Origin of the sequence: Marivirga atlantica (genome assembly GCF_016734805.1) — a bacterium.
Classification (GTDB): Bacteria; Bacteroidota; Bacteroidia; order Cytophagales; family Cyclobacteriaceae; genus Marivirga; species Marivirga atlantica.
On the sequence record NZ_JAERQG010000004.1, the window covers coordinates 63763 to 85089 of the forward strand.

At 37.8% G+C, this 21327-nt stretch carries 20 protein-coding genes; 18 read left to right on the forward strand and 2 right to left on the reverse strand.

What is annotated here, in order from left to right:
• The first annotated feature begins 3 nt into the window (after positions 1-3).
• From JKP34_RS14560 to JKP34_RS14610, 11 genes are all read left to right on the forward strand, one after another.
• Positions 4-510, forward strand: a complete 507-nt coding sequence (locus JKP34_RS14560) for a rhodanese-like domain-containing protein (protein ID WP_201923069.1) — start codon at positions 4-6, stop codon at positions 508-510.
• On the forward strand, positions 510-1130 hold the full coding sequence (locus tag JKP34_RS14565; protein WP_236665016.1) for a TIGR04282 family arsenosugar biosynthesis glycosyltransferase: 621 nt from the start codon (positions 510-512) through the stop codon (positions 1128-1130). Before JKP34_RS14560 ends, JKP34_RS14565 begins: the two co-directional genes overlap by 1 nt.
• A 262-nt stretch (positions 1131-1392) precedes the next feature.
• The gene (locus tag JKP34_RS14570) at positions 1393-1779 is read left to right on the forward strand and encodes a hypothetical protein (RefSeq protein ID WP_201923075.1); all 387 of its coding nucleotides are present in this window, start codon (positions 1393-1395) and stop codon (positions 1777-1779) included.
• 247 nt (positions 1780-2026) lie between these two features.
• Complete coding sequence (locus tag JKP34_RS14575; RefSeq protein WP_201923078.1) at positions 2027-2776, forward strand: hypothetical protein; 750 nt, start codon at positions 2027-2029, stop codon at positions 2774-2776.
• A 190-nt stretch (positions 2777-2966) separates the two neighbouring features.
• Complete coding sequence (locus JKP34_RS14580) at positions 2967-3347, forward strand: hypothetical protein (RefSeq protein WP_201923081.1); 381 nt, start codon at positions 2967-2969, stop codon at positions 3345-3347.
• A gap of 314 nt (positions 3348-3661) precedes the next feature.
• Positions 3662-5851, forward strand: a complete 2190-nt coding sequence (locus JKP34_RS14585; RefSeq protein WP_201923084.1) for a S9 family peptidase — start codon at positions 3662-3664, stop codon at positions 5849-5851.
• Positions 5852-5961: 110 nt separating this feature from the next.
• Positions 5962-6624 (forward strand): inorganic phosphate transporter, encoded by a 663-nt coding sequence (locus JKP34_RS14590; protein ID WP_201923086.1) that lies wholly within the window; start codon positions 5962-5964, stop codon positions 6622-6624.
• 79 nt (positions 6625-6703) lie between these two features.
• Complete coding sequence (gene trxA, locus JKP34_RS14595) at positions 6704-7060, forward strand: thioredoxin (RefSeq protein WP_201923089.1); 357 nt, start codon at positions 6704-6706, stop codon at positions 7058-7060.
• Positions 7061-7304: 244 nt separating this feature from the next.
• On the forward strand, positions 7305-7850 hold the full coding sequence (locus JKP34_RS14600; protein WP_201923092.1) for a GNAT family N-acetyltransferase: 546 nt from the start codon (positions 7305-7307) through the stop codon (positions 7848-7850).
• Positions 7851-7901: 51 nt separating this feature from the next.
• On the forward strand, positions 7902-8990 hold the full coding sequence (locus tag JKP34_RS14605; protein ID WP_201923094.1) for a glycosyl hydrolase 53 family protein: 1089 nt from the start codon (positions 7902-7904) through the stop codon (positions 8988-8990).
• A 154-nt stretch (positions 8991-9144) separates the two neighbouring features.
• Positions 9145-13173 (forward strand): PKD domain-containing protein, encoded by a 4029-nt coding sequence (locus JKP34_RS14610; RefSeq protein WP_201923097.1) that lies wholly within the window; start codon positions 9145-9147, stop codon positions 13171-13173.
• Between the two features lie 50 nt (positions 13174-13223).
• Here the strand turns inward: JKP34_RS14610 and JKP34_RS14615 are convergent, their stop codons facing one another.
• Positions 13224-13835 (reverse strand): hypothetical protein, encoded by a 612-nt coding sequence (locus JKP34_RS14615; protein WP_201923100.1) that lies wholly within the window; start codon positions 13833-13835, stop codon positions 13224-13226.
• Positions 13829-14179: a PadR family transcriptional regulator gene (locus JKP34_RS14620; RefSeq protein WP_201923104.1), complete on the reverse strand. Its 351-nt coding sequence runs from the start codon at positions 14177-14179 to the stop codon at positions 13829-13831. The genes JKP34_RS14615 and JKP34_RS14620 overlap by 7 nt, the downstream gene beginning before the upstream one ends.
• A 337-nt stretch (positions 14180-14516) precedes the next feature.
• Between JKP34_RS14620 and JKP34_RS14625 the strand changes: the two genes are divergently transcribed.
• Genes JKP34_RS14625 through JKP34_RS14655 form a run of 7 tightly spaced genes read left to right on the forward strand, consistent with a single transcriptional unit; the run spans position 14517 to position 21326 of the window.
• Positions 14517-15272, forward strand: a complete 756-nt coding sequence (locus JKP34_RS14625) for a GNAT family N-acetyltransferase (protein ID WP_317193718.1) — start codon at positions 14517-14519, stop codon at positions 15270-15272.
• Positions 15262-16458, forward strand: coding sequence for an argininosuccinate synthase (locus JKP34_RS14630; protein WP_201923108.1), 1197 nt, complete (start codon positions 15262-15264; stop codon positions 16456-16458). Before JKP34_RS14625 ends, JKP34_RS14630 begins: the two co-directional genes overlap by 11 nt.
• A complete protein-coding gene (argC, locus tag JKP34_RS14635; RefSeq protein WP_201923111.1) occupies positions 16455-17420 on the forward strand; it encodes an N-acetyl-gamma-glutamyl-phosphate reductase in 966 nt (321 codons plus the stop codon). Before JKP34_RS14630 ends, argC begins: the two co-directional genes overlap by 4 nt.
• Position 17421: 1 nt before the next feature.
• A complete protein-coding gene (locus tag JKP34_RS14640) occupies positions 17422-18552 on the forward strand; it encodes an aspartate aminotransferase family protein (protein WP_201923113.1) in 1131 nt (376 codons plus the stop codon).
• Complete coding sequence (locus JKP34_RS14645; protein WP_201923116.1) at positions 18549-19496, forward strand: N-acetylornithine carbamoyltransferase; 948 nt, start codon at positions 18549-18551, stop codon at positions 19494-19496. Before JKP34_RS14640 ends, JKP34_RS14645 begins: the two co-directional genes overlap by 4 nt.
• The gene (gene argB / locus JKP34_RS14650; protein WP_201923120.1) at positions 19489-20268 is read left to right on the forward strand and encodes an acetylglutamate kinase; all 780 of its coding nucleotides are present in this window, start codon (positions 19489-19491) and stop codon (positions 20266-20268) included. Before JKP34_RS14645 ends, argB begins: the two co-directional genes overlap by 8 nt.
• Positions 20265-21326, forward strand: coding sequence for a M20 family metallo-hydrolase (locus JKP34_RS14655; RefSeq protein ID WP_201923123.1), 1062 nt, complete (start codon positions 20265-20267; stop codon positions 21324-21326). The genes argB and JKP34_RS14655 overlap by 4 nt, the downstream gene beginning before the upstream one ends.
• The last annotated feature ends 1 nt before the right edge of the window (position 21327 follow it).

Below are 21327 nucleotides of genomic sequence, written 5' to 3' on the forward strand. Positions count from 1 at the left end.
AATATGAATCGCCTCATACAAATAGCCAGTTTATCGCTGCTCAACCTCTTGGGAGCCTGCGGTCAGCAGACTTATGATCAGAAATTAAATAGCTTATACAAACGCACTGTACCACTTATGCAGCCTGCCACGCTTGATAGCATGATGGCTAGCCAAGACGTTTATTTATTAGACACGCGTTCGCCTTCCGAATACCAGGTGAGCCATCTAAAAAATGCCCAATTTGCCGATTACGACAACTTTAAACTGGCAGATGTTTCACTTCCTGATAAAGATAAAACCATCGTGGTTTACTGCTCAGTGGGCTATCGTAGTGAACGTATAGGCGAAAAACTAAAAGAAGCGGGCTATAAAAATATTTACAACCTTTACGGAGGCATCTTCCAATGGAAAAACGAAGGACTCCCTGTTTATAATCCTGAAGGAGAAAAAACCGACAGCGTGCACACTTACAACAAACGCTGGGGTAAATGGCTGGAAGAAGGTAAAGGCGTAAAAGTAACTGATTGATGCAGAAAAACTTACTAATTGTATTTGTGAAGAACCCTGAATTGGGTAAATGTAAAACACGCTTAGCAGCTACAGTGGGTGATGAAAAAGCCCTTATTTTTTACAAAAACATGTTGAAGCATACCAAGGATGTAGTAGCAGATGCCAATACACATAAATACATCTTCTACTCTTCCTTTATCGATACCCATGACCTTTGGCCGGAAAATGAAAGCTTTAGCAAACACCTACAGTCTGAGGGTGACTTAGGTGATAAAATGTGCAAAGCGTTTGAACAGGGTTTTGCAGATGGTTATCAAAACATCTGCATCATCGGTAGCGACTGTTATGCCTTAGATGCCCAGATGATTGACAAAGCTTTTGATACTTTACAAGATAACAAAGCAGTTATTGGCCCTAGTACTGATGGAGGCTATTACTTGCTCGGCATGTCACAATTGATTCCTGAAGTATTCCAAAACAAGCAGTGGAGTACTGAAACTGTAACAGCCGATACGGAAGCCGATTTGAAGCGGTTGAATTATTCATACCAAAAGCTGCCTGCCCTTACTGATATTGATAATGAGGAGGACTTAAAGACTATTGATAGTAAAGTGGTAGAAAGTTTATTTGAAGCGTAAGGAAGTTTGTAGAGTGAAGAGGGAAGTTGTAAGAACGGATCCTTTTTCAATTTGAATAGATTTGGCTAATCAATAAACCTTAAAATAGTAGTAGCTAAAGGTTAAATTATGTAGTTTGTGTACATGTTTAATCCAAACCGAAATAGAGCTTCTCAACTAAACGACAACAATCCGTTACAATCGGTTATCAAGAAATATAAGCCGGATATAGTAACTTCGGTTGCCATATTCGGATTTTACATTTCATAACTTTACTATTCACATGAGAATCTTAATCGCAATTATTTTCATTTTTTCCTCTATTCAATTAAATGCTCAGAACACAGACAAACTTAAGTTACTCATAGGTTCTTGGGAATGTTATCATAAAGAATTAGAGGACGGTGAAACAGGCGAAAACATGACCCTTGATGGGCAACCATATAGTTGCGATGACTTGACAATTTCATTAAGCTCTGACTTGACTGGAACAGAATCTGGTGGTGGTTTAGAATTTATGTATTCAATCAAGGACTCTTTGCTGTATCTTGGTGATAGGATTTATGTTATTGAACAGCTTGAAAAACAGAACCTAATTCTTAGAGATTACGACCCTGATCAAGATAAGCTATCAGTTTTCAGAAGGAAGTTCAAAAAAGTTACAGACTAATCTGAAAAACGAAATGTAACACTATATAAAAACCATGCGCTTCAGCAGTCTCAAGCAAGCAAGACTAGTTGATTCCCGCAATTTTTGGCAGGCGAAGTAAAAGGTAACTTAACCAGATTCGGTCACGTCCACCCAGCTATTGATAGCAAAATAAAAATTGCTAACTTCATCACCTTAATTAAAAGTGGCGCACGGATTTTTACACGCGCTCGTTAGAGGAAATCAGATGGTGGAATAAGCAATGAAAATGGAGAAAAAACCAACATCTTATAATAATTCTATTCAAACGACTGGTTATTTGATAAGTCACATTCATTGGCTAAATAAAATACGAAAGACAACAAATGAACCCGATATAATAAAAGGGATTAATATATCAATATCAATTTTACTTTGCACATACATAGAATCTATATTGAATGAATTACTTGAATCCATAATTGAAAAACGCATTAAAGAAACCAATGATACTTCTTACAAAAGGGTTTTGGAAACTATTCAAATGAAATTGACAAAAGCCTCATGGAACCAGTACTTGGATATTAGTAAAACTATTTTACCAAAGACTTTAAATTATTATGTGGACAATGAAACATGGAAAGGAATAAAAATTCTTTTTAGCTTAAGGAATGTAATTGTACATGGTAAAGAAATTAAAGCCAAACTTCTATTCCAAGATGATAATTATAAAATAGAATACTCCGGAATTTATGAAAAGATCTTAGATTATTTTAAGGAACAGAAGGTATTGAAATCTCATCAACTTAGATCAAGTGGTCATAAAATACTTTCGATTCAATCAACAAATCATTTCATAAAGATTACAGACAAATTTATTGATAAAATAATAATCAAAATATTAGAAGAACAAGGAGTTAGTCATGGTGAAATATTTTCTTACAGATTTAACATTTTGGGAAACCATGGTATTGATTATGAAGAGATTTACCCGAAATCCCAAAACACAAAAATGAACGATGACGATTTACCCTTTTAATTGAAATTGTGACTTATAAAATAATACAAAATTAATAAATGGCAGCCGCTAACAGCACCTATATCACATGACCGCATTTGAGTTATTAAGACAAATGATTAGTAAAATAAACATAAAGGAAATCAATAAAGATTTGAGTAGCAAGCGGCCATGTGCCATGGCTGCAACACGTTAGCGAAAATTGAGTCGAATGAAACTAATAACAAGATGTGCTTCTTGCGGATCCTTCAAAACCTTTCATGCTAAAGTTTCGGATAGATTTGACTTAGTTAAAAATAGAGGAGAAAAAGTCGAATTATCTTGTAAATCTTGTAATGCAAATCTTAAGTACGACCCAAACAATATTAAGGCTGTTGAAAACAAAAGAATTTATCTAGTGGCAGCATTAATTTTCGCAATTGGTTCAATTGCGATATTTGTTGGTTTTTGGCCTTATTTGTTAAAATCAAGAAACGCTTATTTTGTAGCTGCATTTACAGGTGTGGTTACAGTGCCATTCCTCATATATCAAAATATCCATCACAGTCAGGAAAATAGAATAAAGTATTTTAATACTAAAAGATATGGCTAGCATATAAAAAAATTCGCTAACATGGCCTAAACCCCATTTGCTTACTCATTTCATAGCTAGGTTTTCTGCAGGTGTCCCGCTTGTCTGCCGACAAAGGCTGGCAATTTATGCTTTCATTTTTAGTGGCACTTAACACCCAAAGTTTCAATCAATACATTTCGCACACAGCAAAATCTGTTAAACATTTTTAATCAAAGAAAAATCCAGAAAAAACGTCATTCTACTCATTTCCCTTATAGCTAACACTTTGCCTTTTACACCTGCGGTTTAAGCCATTCGCATTTTTATGGCTAAATTACTGAAAAACAATAGCCATGAAACACTTCATTACTTCACTTAAATTAAGCCTATTTTTCTGTCTGGTATTTATAATTCCTACTCAGGCACAGCAAATTCATTGGTCCGATGATGGAAACAGCTATTATAAAGTAGAAAATAATAGTATCGTGCGTTACGATTTACCGGCAAACACCCCCACAACTCTTATCAGTGCCGATATGCTCACACCTGAAAATGGCGAGCCACTTGCAGTGTGGGACTTTACCTTCTCGCCTGATAAGCAGAAAATGCTCATTTATACCAATGGCAAAAAAGTATGGCGACTTCCTACCCAAGGCGATTATTGGGTGCTCAATTTAAAAACCAAAAAGCTACAACAAGTAGGAAAGAAATTCCATGCTTCCTCTCTTCGCTTTGCCAAGCTTTCACCTGATGGTTCCCAAGTAGCATATGTAAGCGAATACAATATTTATGTGGAATCACTTGATGACCAGCAAATAACCGCTGTCACAAAGGATGGTAATCGTAAATTGATTTACGGAACTTTCGATTGGGCTTATGAAGAAGAGTTTGCCTGTAGAGATGGCTTCCAATGGAATACAGATGGCAGTAAAATAGCATACTGGCAAATTGACGCCCGAAAAATTCCTGATTATGATATGGTTAATTTTACCGATTCAGTTTATTCTGAAATCATTCCGGTAGAATATCCTACGGCAGGTACAGATCCATCACCGGCTAAAATTGGCGTTTATAATTTGAAATCGAACACTACGAACTGGTTGAACATCCCAGGAGATCCACAGCAACATTACCTCACACGTATGGAGTGGAACAATCCTAATCTGCTCTTTTTGCAACAGCTCAACCGCAAGCAAAATGAGAGTAAAATATATAAATGCGATGTGGAAAAGAATACAGCCACCGTCATTAATCAGGAAAAGAATAACTCCTGGATTGACGTTTTAAGCCCCTGGGGTAATTCTTATACCCTTACCTTCAGACATGAGTTTCAGTGGATAAATGATAAAAAGGAATTCCTATGGTTTAGCGAAAAAGATGGCTGGCGTCATATGTACCGCATCGGCTTAGATGGCAAAGAGCAGCTCATCACCAAAGGTGACTATGATGTGCTGGAGCTACTTTATGCCGATGATGAAAAAAATGAGGCTTACTTCCTGGCCAGCCCTGAAAATGCCACCCAAAAATACCTTTATAAAATCAAGCTAGATGGCAAGGGCAAAGCGGAAAGGGTAACGCCAGGTGACATGCCAGGCACGCATGATTATAACATCTCACCTAATGGAAAATATGCATTTCATAGCTTCCAGAATAGCTATACAAAACCTGCTAAAGAGCTCATCACTTTACCACAGCATAAAGCACTTGATAAAGACAAAAGCATAGCTGTACGACTTAGCGAATTACAGGAACCTAAAACAGTAGAATTCTTTAAAGTTACCATAGTCGATGGAACCGAAATGGATGGTTTGATGGTAAAACCGAAAGACTTTGATGCCAGCAAAAAATATCCGGTAGTATTTTATGTGTATACAGAACCATGGGGAGCTACAGTAAATGATACTTATTCGGCAGGAAAAAACTTTCTATACAATGGAGATATGGCTGAAGATGGTTATATCTACATCACCATTGATAACCGCGGAACACCTGCACCAAAGGGAACAGAATGGAGAAAATCCATCTATCGAAAAATAGGCAGACTGAATATTTCAGACCAGGCCAGGGCAGCTGAAAAAGTACTGGAGTGGGATTATGTAGATCCTGAAAGAGTGGCGGTTTGGGGCTGGAGTGGCGGTGGCTCTGCTACTTTAAATTTGATGTTTCAGTATCCGGAAATCTATAAAACCGGTATTGCAGTAGCTGCAGTTGCTAATCAGTTAACTTATGACAACATCTACCAAGAGCGATATATGGGCTTACCACAAGAGAATAAGGAAGAATTTGTATTAGGCTCTCCCCTCACCTATGCCAAAAATCTAGAGGGCAATCTGCTCTATATTCATGGAACAGGCGATGACAATGTACATTATAACAATGCCGAAATGCTGATTAACGAGCTTGTTAAATATGGCAAGCAATTCCAGATGATGGCTTATCCTAATCGTACGCATGGCATCTCCGAAGGTGAAGGTACAGGGGAACATTTAAGCACACTTTATACCAATTACCTCAAAATGTATTGTCCACCTGGAGGTAGATAAAACTTCTCTTATTGGAATATAAATTTGCATAGTGTGAACGCTTAATGCGTCTTTGTTTTATATATATTAAATATATACTTTAGACGGTTAAAACCATACTTAATCTAACAATGACTAGAGAAGAGCGACTACAATTTTGTAAAAAATGCACCAATAGAAAAATGGACATGCAGCAGGGTTTAATTTGTTCATTAACTGGTGAAAAAGCCACTTTTGAAGGAGAATGCCCTGATTTCAATTTGGATGAAACGGTTACTATTCAACCAGTTAATACCGAGCCTCTTGAACAAGATGAATTAAGGTTTAAGCTTTCTAATGATGTTTTAGAAAAACTAAAACTCGAACAGAGGCTTTTACCTGGTATTATGGCTGGTCTTGTAATTGGCTTGGTTGGAGCTATTCTTTGGGGACTTATTACAGTAGCTACAGGTTATCAGATTGGCTATATGGCTATTGCAATTGGCGCGGGAGTTGGATTTGGGATCAGATATTTTGGGAAAGGTCTTGATCAAGTATTTGGTATTGCCGGAGGAGTTATTGCAGTGTTAAGTTGCTTTATTGGCAACTTTTTAAGCATCATAGGTTTTTTTGCTAATTCGGAGGGAGTTGGGTTAGTAGATACCTTACTACTTTTTGACTATGCCTATTTTTTCCCTGTTATGTCAGAGACCTTTAGCTTCATGGATATTATCTTCTATGGTATAGCGGCATATGAAGGATATAAATTCTCATTTCGTTCATTTACTGAAGCTGACCTTGCTGATTTGAAATAATATAATTTTCAGGACTTTGTAATACATGTTACAAACCCTATGGATATGAGCACGTTACTTTGTATATAAATTAGAATATATGGCAACTATACAATTAACAAAAGAAAAATTTTTAGAAGATATATTTGACTATACTTCCGAGAAAGAGTGGAAGTTTAAAGGAGATAAACCTGCTATTATTGACTTCTATGCCGATTGGTGTGGTCCTTGTAAAATGGTAGCTCCTGTTTTGGAAGAGCTTTCAAATGAATTTAAAGATCAGATAAATATTTATAAAGTTGATACCGAGGTTGAAGAGGAATTAGCAGCTGTTTTTAGAATTAGAAGTATACCAAGTATGTTGTTTATTCCACAGGAGAAGCAACCTATGATGCAGGCAGGTGCTTTACCAAAGAATGCCTTAGAGGATATTATAAATAAGGAACTGCTTAACTAATATGATTTACATTTCTTTAAATAAAAATTGAAGAGGCAGTCTCAATAGAGCATAGACATTGCGAACGTAGTGAGGCAACCTATTTTAGTTTACTCAAATGAATTAATAGATTGCTTCGTTCCTCGCAATAACCAGATGGTTTTGAGACTGTCTTTTTTTTGCCCAATTTAAATAATTCACTCAAAGGCATGCTTGAAATATAAATTTTCAGTTTAAAATTGAATATCAGACAAATATTTGAATCATGCCCACAAAATATCTCTTTACCTCTGCCCGCCTTGGTTTCCGCAATTGGCAAGATGAAGACCTACCTCTTCTGCTCGCACTCAATCAGGATAAAGAAGTGATGCGCTATTTCCCTGAAATAAGAGATGTACAAGAAAGTATTAAATGGATGGATAGAATGCAGCAAATGTACCTTGAAAAAGGCTACTGCTATTATGCCGTCTTTGAATTGTCAAATGAAGATTTTGTGGGTGTTTTGGGGATTGGTGACAAGGATTTTAATGCTGACTTTACTCCTATTATCGATATAGGCTGGCGAATACATAAAAAGTATTGGAATAAAGGTTATGCTACCGAAGGCGCTCAACAATGTTTAAAATATGTATTTAATACTTTAAAGCTGAATGAAATAAAAGCGCTATGTCCTATAAACAATAAGGCTTCTGAGCGGGTAATGCAAAAAATTGGTATGCATAGGGAGTTGGAATTTATTCATCCTGAACTTACTGATTATCCTGAATTAAAAGACTTTGTATTATACACTATCAGTCATACACAGCTTTAATAATTGTATACTTATCGGTTTTGACTAAATTAGGTGAAATTCATTTATCAAATGAAAATAAGCCTTACCTTATTGTCTTCTATTCTAGTTACCTTTCTGTTTTCAGGATGCAAGGAAGATACAGCTTCAGAAAACATCTTTTTCTCTGATGTAACAAGCAGGAGCTTCCATATGGGCTTTAGTACCTGGCCTTATGCCGCCAGTATTGAGTCAGTTAATGATACTTACCAGTTTATTGCTGATCATGCTGATATTTATTCAGAGCACATTGACAGCAACATTCCCTGGTACGCCTTGATCAACAATCAGCCTCTTCCTGATGCTTTCATAAAAGACATAGCAAACAGAAAATCTCATAAAATAAGTGACAAAACTTTAACTATTTCAGTGAGCCTCTTGAATAGTGCAAGAACCGATCTAGCAACAGATTATGATGGCTACTTGCCCAATTTCACTTCCTATGCAGATAAAGAAATTGAAGATGCATATTTTAAGCATTTAGAATACATTACTGAACAGCTACAGCCTGACTATCTCATTGTGTCAATTGAAGCCAATGAACTACTTATTAACACACCTGAACGTTGGGATGAGTACAAAATCTTAATGCAGAAAATCAGAACACGCATAAAGGATAGATTTCCGAGCTTAATGGTATCAGAATCTGTTACACTTCATAACCTCTATCAAGCTAATGCTACTGAAAACAATGAAGTATTTAGTTATATCAATAATTTAGATTTTGTAGCTGTTAGTTTTTACCCATTCTTTAAGGGACTTAACACAGAAACTGGCTTTCAGGATGCTCTTGATTTTTTGCAAAGCCGAACAAGTAAGCCTATCGCATTTGCTGAAACATCTCATTTATCAGAGAATCTGACAGTCGATTCTTTCAATTTATTTATTGAAGGAAATGAAGATGAGCAAAACACCTATCTGAGAACATTATTAAACCATGCTCAAGCCAAAAACTACGAATACCTTATATGGTGGGCACATCGAGATTATGACGAACTCTGGGAAACTTTCCCTGACGAAGCGAAGGATTTGGGTAAGATATGGATAAGCACTGGCCTGATCAATGAAGATGGTCAGGAAAAAGAAGCTTATGCTTCCTGGCAGTCAGCTTTTAGTAAATAGCAAACTTTTAGTTTATTAGAATATCATCCTCTTTAAAACGCACAGTATTTGATATTTTACTTATCCCATAAGAAACTGATCCTCAAACCTATATAATCAGGAATAATCTTCTTAAATTGTTTGTAAGAACCAACAGCTGGCAAATCCCCTGAAAATGCTGCTTTATCGAACTATCACCTTTACTTATCCATTATATCGTGGTCTCTGTCTTAGAACTACTTTCTTATTTATTGTTATTCTTTTTTGTTTCTTCAATACCAAACTCAAGGCTCAGCAAACCCAAGAGCAAAGCCCCGCAGGCACCAATTACCTTATTTACACACCTTCAACCTATAGTGCTTCAGGAGCTGGTAGTCCTCTCTTAATTACTTTAATGGGAGGTGGAGAAATTGGCGATGATTTTTCGGTATTCTTTAGGAACAATTCCAATAGAAGCCCTGCCTGGTTGATAGATAGGGGTGAATGGCCTTCTGATTATCCCTTTGTGGTTGTTACTCCTCAATTACCAAGAGATGAGGCTATACCAAATGTTAACGATCAAAAGTGGCCTACCTCTTTAATAGACGAGGTTATAGCAGATGTAATTGGCAATTTCAATATCGATACTAACCGGTTATATTTTACAGGTGTTAGTTTGGGGGCAACTGGCTGTTGGGATTATGCAGCGGCATTTCCTGAAAAAGTAGCTGCCATGATTCCTATGTCGGGTCCAGCCGATATTTCAACAGCTTGCACCGTAAAGGATATTCCTATTTGGGCTATACACGGAGACAATGACGGATTGGTAAATCCCTTTGCGAATTCTACTGTTGACATGGTTGATAGTATCAATAATTGCAATGGACTCTATCAGGCTCATTTTGATCTGATTCCCTCCCGTGGCCATGATATCTGGAATGATGTTTACCCGGAAACGATGGGGCTTTCTATCTTCGAATGGTTATTAAAATTTGAAAAAGGGCAAACTATAAATACCAAACCTTATGTTGGTTTAGGCCCTGATTTGAAGCTTCTGCTTCCAGATGAATTTACATATATCCATGGATTTGGCTTTGATGTTGACGGCTCTATATCAACCTATTTATGGGAGGTAATAAACCCTGCCTCAGCAACCATTGAAGTGATTGATGATCAAAACATAAAGCTTTTTCCACAGGTAGCAGGCTTACATCAAATAAAACTAACTATTACCGATAATGATGGTGCAGTAAACTCGGACACTGTTGAGATTGAATTTTTTGAAACCCTTCCGGGCAGCCTTAATTTTATGAGTGGACTTATGCTGCAGGATGGTGATAGTAATGTTGACTTATATCAGCTAGAAGATGGCAATAATATCATTAACCTTTTCACTTTAGGAACAAGCGATATTAACATAAGAGCGCTTGATGATGGATTGTGTAATAGCTTCCGTTTTGCAGTAAATGGCTATCAAAATATTAGAACAGAAAACCGACAGTCAGTAGGGCTTTTACTCAGCAGAAGAAGAAATCCACCTGAGTGGAACGTGAGAACCGGAACCTACTTAATAAGTGCAACCCCCTACTCGGGAAACAAAAATAATCTGGGTACCGAAGGGATTTCAGTAAGCCATAAACTTTCAGTCTATAATCAAGAGCCAAAATCATACAGCCTTCTTCCAGATTCAGATATCAGCATAACAACCAACTGGATAGACAATTCAAGCTCAGAAAATCCCAATGGCTTTATCTCAAATTTCCAAACATTTGAAATTACTGACAGTGCCTATTTGAACAGTCCTATTTTAGAAACAGGAGTAGTCACAAATATTGAACTGAAGTCTGGTGGTTACCTGACCTTAAATGACTCCTTAGCTATTCCGTTAATACTTGATTCTGCAGCCACTCTGCAAATTAATCACTCATCAGGTGTAGATTTCTCCTCTGTTCACCCTTATGCCAATATTATTTACAATACAGTGGGAACACTTGATTTCTCTAGTGCAGGAAAGCTCACAGTTACTTCAGGCAATCAACTGAGTTTAGAAAGTGATAGCGTAACGCTTAATAGTTTAACATTAGGTGAAGGCGCGGTAATTCAACACAGCACTGGATTAAATATCAACATAATTGAAGATTTAATCATTGAAGGAACAACAGATTTCACACCATCGGCTCCGTTTTCAATTTCATTTAACTCTGATAGAAAGCACCAAATAATTTATGAGGGCAATGCGCTTACATTTGAAGAAATATCCTTATTAGGTCAAGATACTTTGTTAATATTAAATCAGACTGAACTGCTTCTAAACGCAAGTCGCATTAATTTGACCCAAAACACTTCTTTTGAGATAGGGCATGCACAAATTCATCTTACTGGTGATAACATTCTTTCAGAAAATCCATCTGGCGGAAAACTTAAAGTAGGCAATAGAAGCTCCTTATTCATTGATGCCTCACCTACTGAAAATAACTACCTTAACTTAGATCAGACAGGTAATATTTTTAAGGAACTTCAGTTCAACATAAATGGTGTAAACCAAATACTGTTATCAGACACCCTAAAAATCTATGACAAGATAGAAGCAAATAATGGAACTCTATCAAGTAATGGTTACTTACAATTATTGGCCACAGATTCCACAACAGCCTATTTATTAAATAATTCTGGAAATATAGATGGTGAAATTATTAGTGAAAAAATAGTACCACAAGGTAGAGTTTATAGATACGCTGGTAGTAATATGTTGAACTTCTCAGTTGAGAAATTACAAAACTTCATTCCCGTGACCGGCACTTTTGCAGGAGCCAGTAGTGGACCAACTTTAGGAAGTGATCCTTCCATTTTCAGTTATAATACCACAACAGAAAGCTGGATTCCTTTTCCGAACAGCTCTAACCAAGAAGTTTTTGAATTAGGGAAAGGTTATGCCATATTTTTTAGAAATGAACAGGAAGCAGCCAAAATAAAATGGCAGGGGGAGTTAGTGCAGAACACATTCGACTATACTTTAATTGGCAATACAGACATTCAAAATGAATTCTCAGGTTGGAATCTACTAGTTAATCCATATGCTTCTCCAATTGAATGGGGCACTACTGGTTGGGTCAGCTCAGGAATAAGCAATACGATTAGTGTGGCAGACAATACCGTGGCAGGGGGCAGATTTTTAGTTTGGGATGGAGAAGTAGGAGATGTTGAATTCTCTGGCATACTATCCCAAAATCAGGCATTCTGGCTACGCACAATTGACGAAAGCCCTAGCCTTAGTATTTCTGAATCAGCCAAATTGCCAATAAACAACTCAAATACTTACAGAAATAGTACTGAAGCCATAGAAGGACTTGTAATTTCGCTAAGTCAAGGTGAATTAATTGATAGATTGTTCTACAGGTTAAATAATTCAGGCTCTTTGACGTATTTACCGCAAATTGACGCAGTAAAAAGATTTAACGGCTATTTCAGTTTATACCATAACAGTAATGATTCAATTCCTATTGCCATTAAAAACTTACCCTATGACCATTGTTTCAGTCATAAGCTTGGAATAAAGGATGCAAAAGCGGGGAGCTATAAACTTGAATTTAAACACTTATCTGAAAAACTGCCAGAAGGAACTTTCATCTTTAAAGACTTTTTATCGGATAGTTTAATAAGAGTTGAGCATGGTTTAACTTATGAATTCTTAATCACTGTAACAGACTCACTGAATGCAAGTGAACGCTTCATATTGTCTTATGAGCCCGATATGGCTGAACCTCAGATTGAGGCCATAGGAAACCAGCTTAAGGCCAATTATCAAGAAAATATCCAGTGGTTTCGGAATGATGAACCTATTGAAGGAGAGACAAATCCCATTTTATCGCCAAGTCAAAATGGCTCATATTATTTTCAGGTTAATTATAAGTCTTGCAGCTTGACCTCTCCAACTATTCAATTTTCAATTACAGCCAATAAAGAAGAATTACAATCTCTTCAAATATTTTCTAACCCTGTAACAGACGATCGTTTAATCATATCTTCAGCTAATAAGATCGATGAAAAAGTCTGTATCAGCTTAATAAATGCAGACGGAAAAATTGTATTAGGTAAAAAAGAGATGCTTTTAGACAAAAAATATTATGAAGTATTAATCCCTAAAGAAATACAGAATGGACTCTACTATTTAAATATTGAATCGGATGACGAGCACTATTATTTGAAAGTTGTAGTTCAAAGATAGCGTATTTGGCTATTAGAGAGGCTACCTATTTAAAGTAGCCTCTTCTATTTCTAAACCTCCTCAACCGACTTTTTGTACATCCTAAAAAACAGGAACGGTAAAAAGCCAAAGCCAAATACAAGGAAGCTCAAACCTAACATGAAAGCGGCACCCATCAGGTGTTGAAGCTTCATCCATGAAGCAAGCATAAACATGATGAGCGAGGTAGCTCCTAAAATCCATTTCAGTTTCTCAGACATCACCTTAGGTGCTGACCTCTTAAACTTATTGATTAAAAGCAGTGGAATAAAAATAAAAGCAAATCCACTACCACCACCAAACATCAAAACTGTTGCACCCGGCAAGTGCATTAGTTTAAAGAAAATACCAACTATCAAGGCCAAAGTGAATAGATAGCCTGAAGCATACGTTAATCGTTTCATAAGCATAATTTTATTATAGTTTAGTAAGAAAAGTGTTTCATTTTGAATTTCATTTAACCCATTAGGAGCTGTTTGCTTGTAGGCACTTTGTAATGCTGATTGAAAGGTTTTTCCTTTATTCATTTCAATCTCCACCAGGCAACAGAAATGGTCGATTAAGTCGTCCTTAAGTTCCCGGCTTTTCACGCTGCTCTGCTCTATCTCCTCAATAATTATTTTTTCCTGAGCTTCACTTAACATAAGCCTGATGATGTTTTTAAATCACTAAAAATTACCTTCTCAATCGTTTTAATGAAATCTCTCATTTCATCAAGTAGAGTTTCTTTCTGTGCCTCTCCTTTTGTGGTAAGTTTATAATATTTACGCACTCGCTTACCAATACTCACTTCCTCATAGGTCAGTATTCCGTCCTTTGTGAGTTTGTGCAATGCCGGATATAGAGAGCCATCTTTTAAATGAATTTTCCCCTCTGTTTCTTCCTTTACTTTTTGTGATAGTTCATAGCCATACATCTTTCCTTGTTCAGAAAGAAGTTTCAGAACTATTACTTCTAAAGTGCCTTTTAAGAGTTCTTTTGAATACATATTGCAACAATACATTAATTCTTGATGTATTGCAAACAAATACCTCAAATATTGAGGTATTACTTCTAAATATTTTATAAAAAAATAGATCAGAAACATGAGATAAACCAAATAAATTACTCATTATCAGTATTTTGCACTTGTTAAAATTTGATTATCACCATAAAAAAGTGAATTCTATTTGCATTCTATTTTTTAATAAATAACATTTGTTACAGTAATGCACTCAATACAAGCAACATATCGCACAACACTTTTGCAGGAATCTCCTGTTAGTGCGCCTGTATTGACTTTATCTAGCCGTTTACGCAATCGCCTAAGGGCGTAATACGTTTCTGTGGAGTTTACGAACTCCACCACTCCCAACCATTCTATTTACTTCATTTTTGAACTGCTTCGCTTAGAAGCACAAACTCTCACTATTGTGCATTTTACTATTACTATAGCAAATAAAGCACACTTTCCTCATGCGCAATATATATGCGACATGATGGAAAATGCTGCTAAAAACAGAGGTACAGGCATCGCCAAAAGAGCGCCAGAGTACATCCGCAAGAAAATGGATGAGGGCAAAGCAATCATTGCCCTCAATAATGAGCATCCTATAGGGTTCTGTTACATAGAAAACTGGGAAGGCCATAAATATGTGGCCAATTCAGGTCTTATTGTTCATCCCGACTATCAGAAAACAGGCCTGGCCAGGGCTATTAAACAAGCCACCTTTCAGCTATCAAAGCAACTATTTCCTCATGCCCAGCTTTTCGGTATCACTACCAGTATGGCTGTTATGAAGATTAATTCTGACCTGGGCTATAAGCCGGTCACCTTTTCAGAATTAACTCAAGACGAAACTTTCTGGAAGGGCTGTCAAAGCTGTGTCAACTATGACATACTTCAAAGAACTAATAAAAGCATGTGCTTATGTACAGGTATGATTTGCGACCTGAGCAAGATTCCTTCTGAACCAGTAAAAACAGCTCATGAAAAGTCGTGGGATAAGTTCAAAGCCTTTCTGAAGGAAAGAGCAGAAAGAATAAAGCAAAAGGCAAAAGAGATTCCAGCATTTAAAAACGTATTAGAAAATGAAAAATAATAAGGTAGTACTCGCTTTTAGTGGAGGCTTAGATACCTCTTACTGCGCTAAATATCTCTCTAAAACCAAGGGTTTAGCAGTTTACTCCGCTCTTGTAAATACAGGTGGATTTACACCTGAGGAACTTCAGCTGATAGAGGAAAGAGCTTATGCGCTGGGTGTTCAGCAACATCAACTTCTGGAAAAAACGGAGGAGTTTTATGAGCATATTCTCAAATACCTGATTTTCGGAAATGTGCTGAGGAATAATACCTACCCACTTTCTGTTAGTGCAGAGAGAATCTACCAGGCCATTGCCTTAGCTAAATATGCAAAGGAAATAGGCGCTAATTATTTGGCACATGGCTCTACGGGTGCAGGAAATGATCAGGTACGTTTCGATCTCATTTTTCAGTTGATAGCTCCTGACATTGAGATCATCACACCTATTAGAGATCAGCAATTAAGCAGAAAGCAGGAAATAGATTTTCTAGCGGAAAACGGACTTGCCCTGGACTGGAAAAAAGCGCAATACTCTATCAACAAAGGGCTATGGGGTACCAGTGTAGGTGGAGCAGAAACGCTTACTTCACATGGTGCGCTTCCCGAGGAGGCTTATCCTTCGCCTTTACAGAAAACAGAGGCAGAAAAGATGACGCTTGAATTTAAGCAGGGAGAGCTTTCTGCTCTAAATGGTAAAGCCATGAAGCCTGTTGAAATTATTCAGCACCTGGAACAAATGTCCAACAAGTTTGCCATAGGCAGAGATATACATGTGGGTGATACCATTATTGGTATCAAGGGAAGAGTTGGTTTTGAGGCAGCAGCCCCTTCCATAATCATCAAAGCGCATCATACACTTGAGAAGCATACCTTATCAAAATGGCAACTCCACTGGAAAGAACAGCTAGCCAATTGGTACGGCATGTTTATTCATGAGGCACAATATTTTGATCCGGTTATGCGAGATATAGAAACATTTCTCCAAAACTCTCAGAAGCATGTGTCAGGCAAAGTAAGCATAGCGCTCCACCCTTACAGATTTAATATTCTTGGCATTGAATCTCCTCACGATTTGATGACTTCAGATTTTGGAGCCTATGGTGAAGAGAATAAAAACTGGTCGGGTGAGGATGTGAAAGGTTTCACCAGGATCCTCGCCAACTCTATGCATATTTTCAAACACGTAAATAAAGATTTATCATGATAAACGTAGGTATTATTGGCAGTGGTGGATATGCTGCAGGCGAACTCATCAGGTGCCTGCTTCAGCATCCGGAAGTGGAAATAGATTTTCTCTACAGCCAATCACAAGCAGGAAAAAAGCTCTTTACTGTGCATGAGGATTTATTTACTCATCCGCATATAACTTTTACAGACACCATTAATTATGAGGTAGATGTGGCTTTCCTTTGCTTAGGGCACGAACACGCTAAACCTTTTTTAAAAGCGCATCATTTTGCTGCAAACACCAAGATTATTGACTTAAGTAGCGATTTCAGACTAAATGACAACAGCCATGACTTTATGTATGGCTTAGTAGAGCTCAATAAATCAGTGATACCGCAAGCCCAATACCTTGCTAACCCGGGTTGCTTTGCCACAGCTATACAGTTAGGCTTACTCCCCCTTGCCAAGCATAATTTACTAAAAAAGGATGTGCATGTTCACGCTATTACCGGCTCTACAGGTGCCGGACAAGGCTTCAGCACTACCAGCCATTTCAGTTGGAGAAATAACAATATTTCAATTTATAAAGCTTTTGAACACCAGCATCTGCAGGAGATCAGCCAGTCAGTTCATACACTGCAAAAAGGCTTTGATCAAAAGATAAATTTCATTCCTGTAAGGGGAGATTTTACCAGAGGAATTTTTGCGACTCTTTATACAGAAAGTAGCCTATCGGAAGAAGAGTTAAATAGCATTTTTAAAGAGTACTATGCTGATGCCACCTTTACCTTCATTACTAATGAGACACTAAGCCTGAAACAAGTGGTAAATACGAACAACTGTCTTATTCAGGTTCAAAAGGTGGAGGGTAAAGTATTGATTACCTCTGCCATTGATAACCTGCTCAAAGGTGCTGCAGGACAGGCAATTCAAAACATGAATTTAATGCATGGCCTGCCTGAAAAGATGGGCCTTCAATTTAAAGCAAACTATTACTGATATGAAGTTATTCGATGTATATCCACTTTTTGACATCACCCTAAGCAAGGCAAAAGGTGTTTATTTATATGATGATAATGGCCAACAGTATTTGGATCTGTATGGTGGACACGGTGTCATTTCAATAGGGCATAGTCATCCTACTTATACAGCCCGACTAACAGAGCAAATTGAATCTATTGGTTTTTATTCAAATTCTGTTCAAATGCCGCTGCAGCAGGAGTTGGTAGAAAAGCTAAGCACACTAAGTGCTTATCAGGATTACCAATTATTTCTCTGCAATAGTGGTGCTGAAGCCAATGAAAATGCCTTAAAGGTGGCCTCTTTCTATAATAACAGAAAAAAGATAGTGGCTTTTAAGGGGAGTTTTCATGGTAGAACAGCGGCAGCCTTAAATATCACAGATAATGCTTCTCTCTCTGCAGAAATCAATAAAGACAACTTTCCGGTTGAGTTTATAGAACTCAATAATGAAGAACAGGCAAGCCATGCTTTAAGCAGGGGGGATGTGTGTGCTCTAATAGTTGAAGGTATTCAAGGTGTGGGAGGTTTGGATATGCCTTCCGATGATTATCTCAATTATTTAAGTCAGGAATGCAGGAAATATGGTACCCTATTAATCCTGGATGAAATCCAAAGCGGCTTTGGCAGATCAGGTAAGTTCTTTGCCCATCAATGGGCTAATATTGAAGCTGATATTATTACTATGGCCAAAGGAATGGGAAATGGCTTTCCTATAGGAGGATTGCTAATCCACCCAAAAATAGCAGCTAAAAAAGGAATGCTGGGAACCACTTTCGGAGGCAATCATTTAGCCTGCTCCGCTTGTATTGCTGTGCTGGATACACTTAAAAATGAGGAGCTGATGAATCATGTAGTAGTCATGAGTGATTATATCAAACAGGAGCTATCAGGCATCAATTCCATCAAAAAGATTAAAGGAAAAGGCCTCATGTTAGGCCTGGAGTTTGACTTCCCCATTAAAGAAATGCGACAAAAGCTGGTCTATGACTATCGTATTTTTACGGGAGCATCTGCCAATCCTAATTTACTCAGAATCCTTCCTCCCTTAGGCATAAGCAAGCAGGAGGTAGCACCATTCATTCAGGCATTAAATGAAATTATCATATGAAAAAATTCACTGCATATAAAGATGTGAGCCAGGCAGAAGACTTGGTGGCTCTGGCGAAAGAACTGAAACAACATCCTTTTCAACATCAGGAGTTTGGTAAAAATAAAACACTGGGGCTTGTCTTTTTAAACCCTAGCTTAAGAACCCGATTAAGTACTCAAAAAGCGGCTTTCAACTTAGGAATGAATGTGATGGTGCTAAACCTCGATAAGGATTCCTGGAGTCTTGAGCTCGAAGATGGAACAGTGATGAACCAAAACTCACAGGAGCACATCAAAGATGCTGCGGCAGTAATTTCACAATACTGCGATATAGTAGGCATCAGAACTTTTCCTGATCTAAAAGATAGAGAAGCAGATTATAGTGAGCAATTGCTTCAGAAGTTTATCAAGTACGCGCAGGTACCCATTGTCTCATTAGAAAGTGCTACTCGTCATCCACTGCAGTCGCTTGCCGACCTTTTAACCATTGAAGAACATAAGGCTAAAGCAAAGCCTAAGGTAGTGCTCAGTTGGGCGCCACATCCAAAAGCCCTTCCTCAGGCAGTGGCTAATTCATTTATTGAATGGATAAAGGAATCGGATGTAGAACTAGTAGTATGTAATCCGGAAGGAATGGATCTGGCACCCGAATTTATAAAGGATGTTACTGTATTGCACAATCAGGAAGAAGCCTTAAAGGAGGCAGATTTTGTGTATGCCAAGAACTGGTCGTCCTATGAAAATTATGGAGAAATTTTAGCAGGCCATGAAAACTGGAGGATAACAGCTGATAAGATGCAGCTCACCAACAAAGCCAAATTTATGCATTGCCTTCCGGTAAGGCGAAATGTGGTTGTTACCGATGAAGTCCTTGACAGCGAACAGTCACTAATTTATCAACAAGCAGAAAACAGAACTTATGCTGCTCAGGCAGTCTTGCTAAAATTATTGGGCCATGAATAAATTGACTCTTGTTAAAATTGGGGGGAACCTCATTAATCATGCTGATCAGTTAGATACCTTTCTAACAGATTTCGCTCTTTTACCTGAGCCCAAAATATTGGTGCACGGGGGTGGGAATAAGGCATCTGCGCTTAGCCACCAATTAGGGATTAAGCCTCAGCTTGTGGATGGAAGAAGAATCACATTCTCCGCTGATCTGGATATTGTCACCATGGTGTATGCAGGGCTCATCAATAAGCAAATTGTAGCCCTTCTCCAGGCAAAGGGGTGCAACGCTATGGGACTTTCAGGGGCCGATGCAAATCTTATCACTTCTGTAAAAAGAAGAGAGCAAGCAATTAATTATGGCTTTGTGGGTGATGTAAAAGAGGTCAATACTGAATCTATTCAGCATTTGCTTCAAAGGGATATTAGCCCGGTTTTTTGCGCCATTACGCACGATGGTGCAGGGCAGTTGCTCAATACCAATGCCGATACAGTAGCGGCTGAAATAGCAGTAGCCATGAGCCACTATTACGAGCTAAGCCTGATCTATTGTTTTGAAAAAAAGGGTGTGTTAAAAGAAGTAGATAATCCTGATTCCCTTATTGAGCAGATCAATAAAAAGGACTTTCAACAATTAAAGTCAGATAAAATTATAGCAGATGGAATGTTACCTAAAATGGATAACTGTTTCTATGCACTTGAAAAGGGTGTTAAAAAAGTAATAATAGGAGGGGCTCAGGTAGTAGGAAATCAAAGTTCTCAACATACCGAAATTTCACTGAAATGAAAGCTAATCACTACCCTAAAGCTTTGGACTTACTGCAGGCCTTAATTGAAACACCTTCTTTCTCTGATGAGGAAGAGGTAACGGCTTCTTTGATTGAAGCGTGGCTTACTGAGGAAGGTATAAAAACCAACAGGCTCAGGAATAACATCTGGGCAGTAAATAAGCACTTTAATGCCTCCAAACCCAGTGTTTTACTCAATTCTCATCACGACACGGTGAAGCCCAATAAAGGCTATAGCATAGATCCATTCAAAGCTAAAATAGAAAATGGAAAGCTCTACGGATTGGGCAGCAATGATGCAGGAGGCTGCTTGGTTGCTTTGTTGGCCTTGTTCAACCATTATTATTCAGCTGAAAATTTAAGTCATAATCTGATTTTGGCAGCTACAGCCGAAGAAGAGAACTCAGGGCCTAATGGCATTACAGTTTTGTTACCTCATTTACCGGAAATAAGCTTCGCACTTGTAGGAGAGCCTACACAAATGAAAATGGCCATAGCTGAAAAGGGATTAATGGTAATAGATGCTGTTGCAAAAGGAGTTTCCGGCCATGCTGCTCATGAGAATACTGAAAATGCCATTTATAAAGCAATGCAGGATATCCAGTGGATTGAACATTTTCAATTCCCTTTGGAATCAGACTTATTAGGGATGGTAAAGATGACGGTAACACAGATTCAGGCAGGGGAACAGCATAATGTAGTGCCGGCTGATTGCCATTTCGTGATTGATGTGAGGGTAAATGAGTGTTACCAAAATAAAGCACTTTTTGCTGTAATCGATCAACATACCAATAGTGAATTGAAAGCGCGCTCTTTCAGACTTAATTCTTCCTCTATTGGGAGACAGCATGCATTTGTAAAATGTGGCCTATCCTTAGGGCTAAGCACTTATGGTTCGCCAACCCTCTCAGACCAGGCTTTAATTAACTGTCCTTCTCTGAAAATGGGACCAGGGAATTCAAGCAGGTCGCATGGTGCAGATGAATTCCTTGAATTGAATGAACTGGAGGAAGGTATCAATACCTACATTAAACTATTTGAAAACTTTTTAAAATAAA

Bases quoted from the DNA above. Each gene is read 5' to 3' on its own strand.
- JKP34_RS14655 (WP_201923123.1), top strand. From the start codon at position 20,265: ATGAAAGCTAATCACTACCCTAAAGCTTTGGACTTACTGCAGGCCTTA.
- JKP34_RS14590 (WP_201923086.1), top strand. From the start codon at position 5,962: ATGACTAGAGAAGAGCGACTACAATTTTGTAAAAAATGCACCAATAGA.
- argB (WP_201923120.1), top strand. From the start codon at position 19,489: ATGAATAAATTGACTCTTGTTAAAATTGGGGGGAACCTCATTAATCAT.
- JKP34_RS14575 (WP_201923078.1), top strand. From the start codon at position 2,027: ATGGAGAAAAAACCAACATCTTATAATAATTCTATTCAAACGACTGGT.
- JKP34_RS14570 (WP_201923075.1), top strand. From the start codon at position 1,393: ATGAGAATCTTAATCGCAATTATTTTCATTTTTTCCTCTATTCAATTA.
- JKP34_RS14630 (WP_201923108.1), top strand. From the start codon at position 15,262: ATGAAAAATAATAAGGTAGTACTCGCTTTTAGTGGAGGCTTAGATACC.
- JKP34_RS14640 (WP_201923113.1), top strand. From the start codon at position 17,422: ATGAAGTTATTCGATGTATATCCACTTTTTGACATCACCCTAAGCAAG.
- JKP34_RS14600 (WP_201923092.1), top strand. From the start codon at position 7,305: ATGCCCACAAAATATCTCTTTACCTCTGCCCGCCTTGGTTTCCGCAAT.
- argC (WP_201923111.1), top strand. From the start codon at position 16,455: ATGATAAACGTAGGTATTATTGGCAGTGGTGGATATGCTGCAGGCGAA.
- JKP34_RS14585 (WP_201923084.1), top strand. From the start codon at position 3,662: ATGAAACACTTCATTACTTCACTTAAATTAAGCCTATTTTTCTGTCTG.
- JKP34_RS14560 (WP_201923069.1), top strand. From the start codon at position 4: ATGAATCGCCTCATACAAATAGCCAGTTTATCGCTGCTCAACCTCTTG.
- JKP34_RS14620 (WP_201923104.1), bottom strand. From the start codon at position 14,179: ATGTATTCAAAAGAACTCTTAAAAGGCACTTTAGAAGTAATAGTTCTG.
- JKP34_RS14610 (WP_201923097.1), top strand. From the start codon at position 9,145: ATGCTGCTTTATCGAACTATCACCTTTACTTATCCATTATATCGTGGT.
- JKP34_RS14605 (WP_201923094.1), top strand. From the start codon at position 7,902: ATGAAAATAAGCCTTACCTTATTGTCTTCTATTCTAGTTACCTTTCTG.
- JKP34_RS14615 (WP_201923100.1), bottom strand. From the start codon at position 13,835: ATGTTAAGTGAAGCTCAGGAAAAAATAATTATTGAGGAGATAGAGCAG.
- JKP34_RS14580 (WP_201923081.1), top strand. From the start codon at position 2,967: ATGAAACTAATAACAAGATGTGCTTCTTGCGGATCCTTCAAAACCTTT.
- trxA (WP_201923089.1), top strand. From the start codon at position 6,704: ATGGCAACTATACAATTAACAAAAGAAAAATTTTTAGAAGATATATTT.
- JKP34_RS14645 (WP_201923116.1), top strand. From the start codon at position 18,549: ATGAAAAAATTCACTGCATATAAAGATGTGAGCCAGGCAGAAGACTTG.
- JKP34_RS14565 (WP_236665016.1), top strand. From the start codon at position 510: ATGCAGAAAAACTTACTAATTGTATTTGTGAAGAACCCTGAATTGGGT.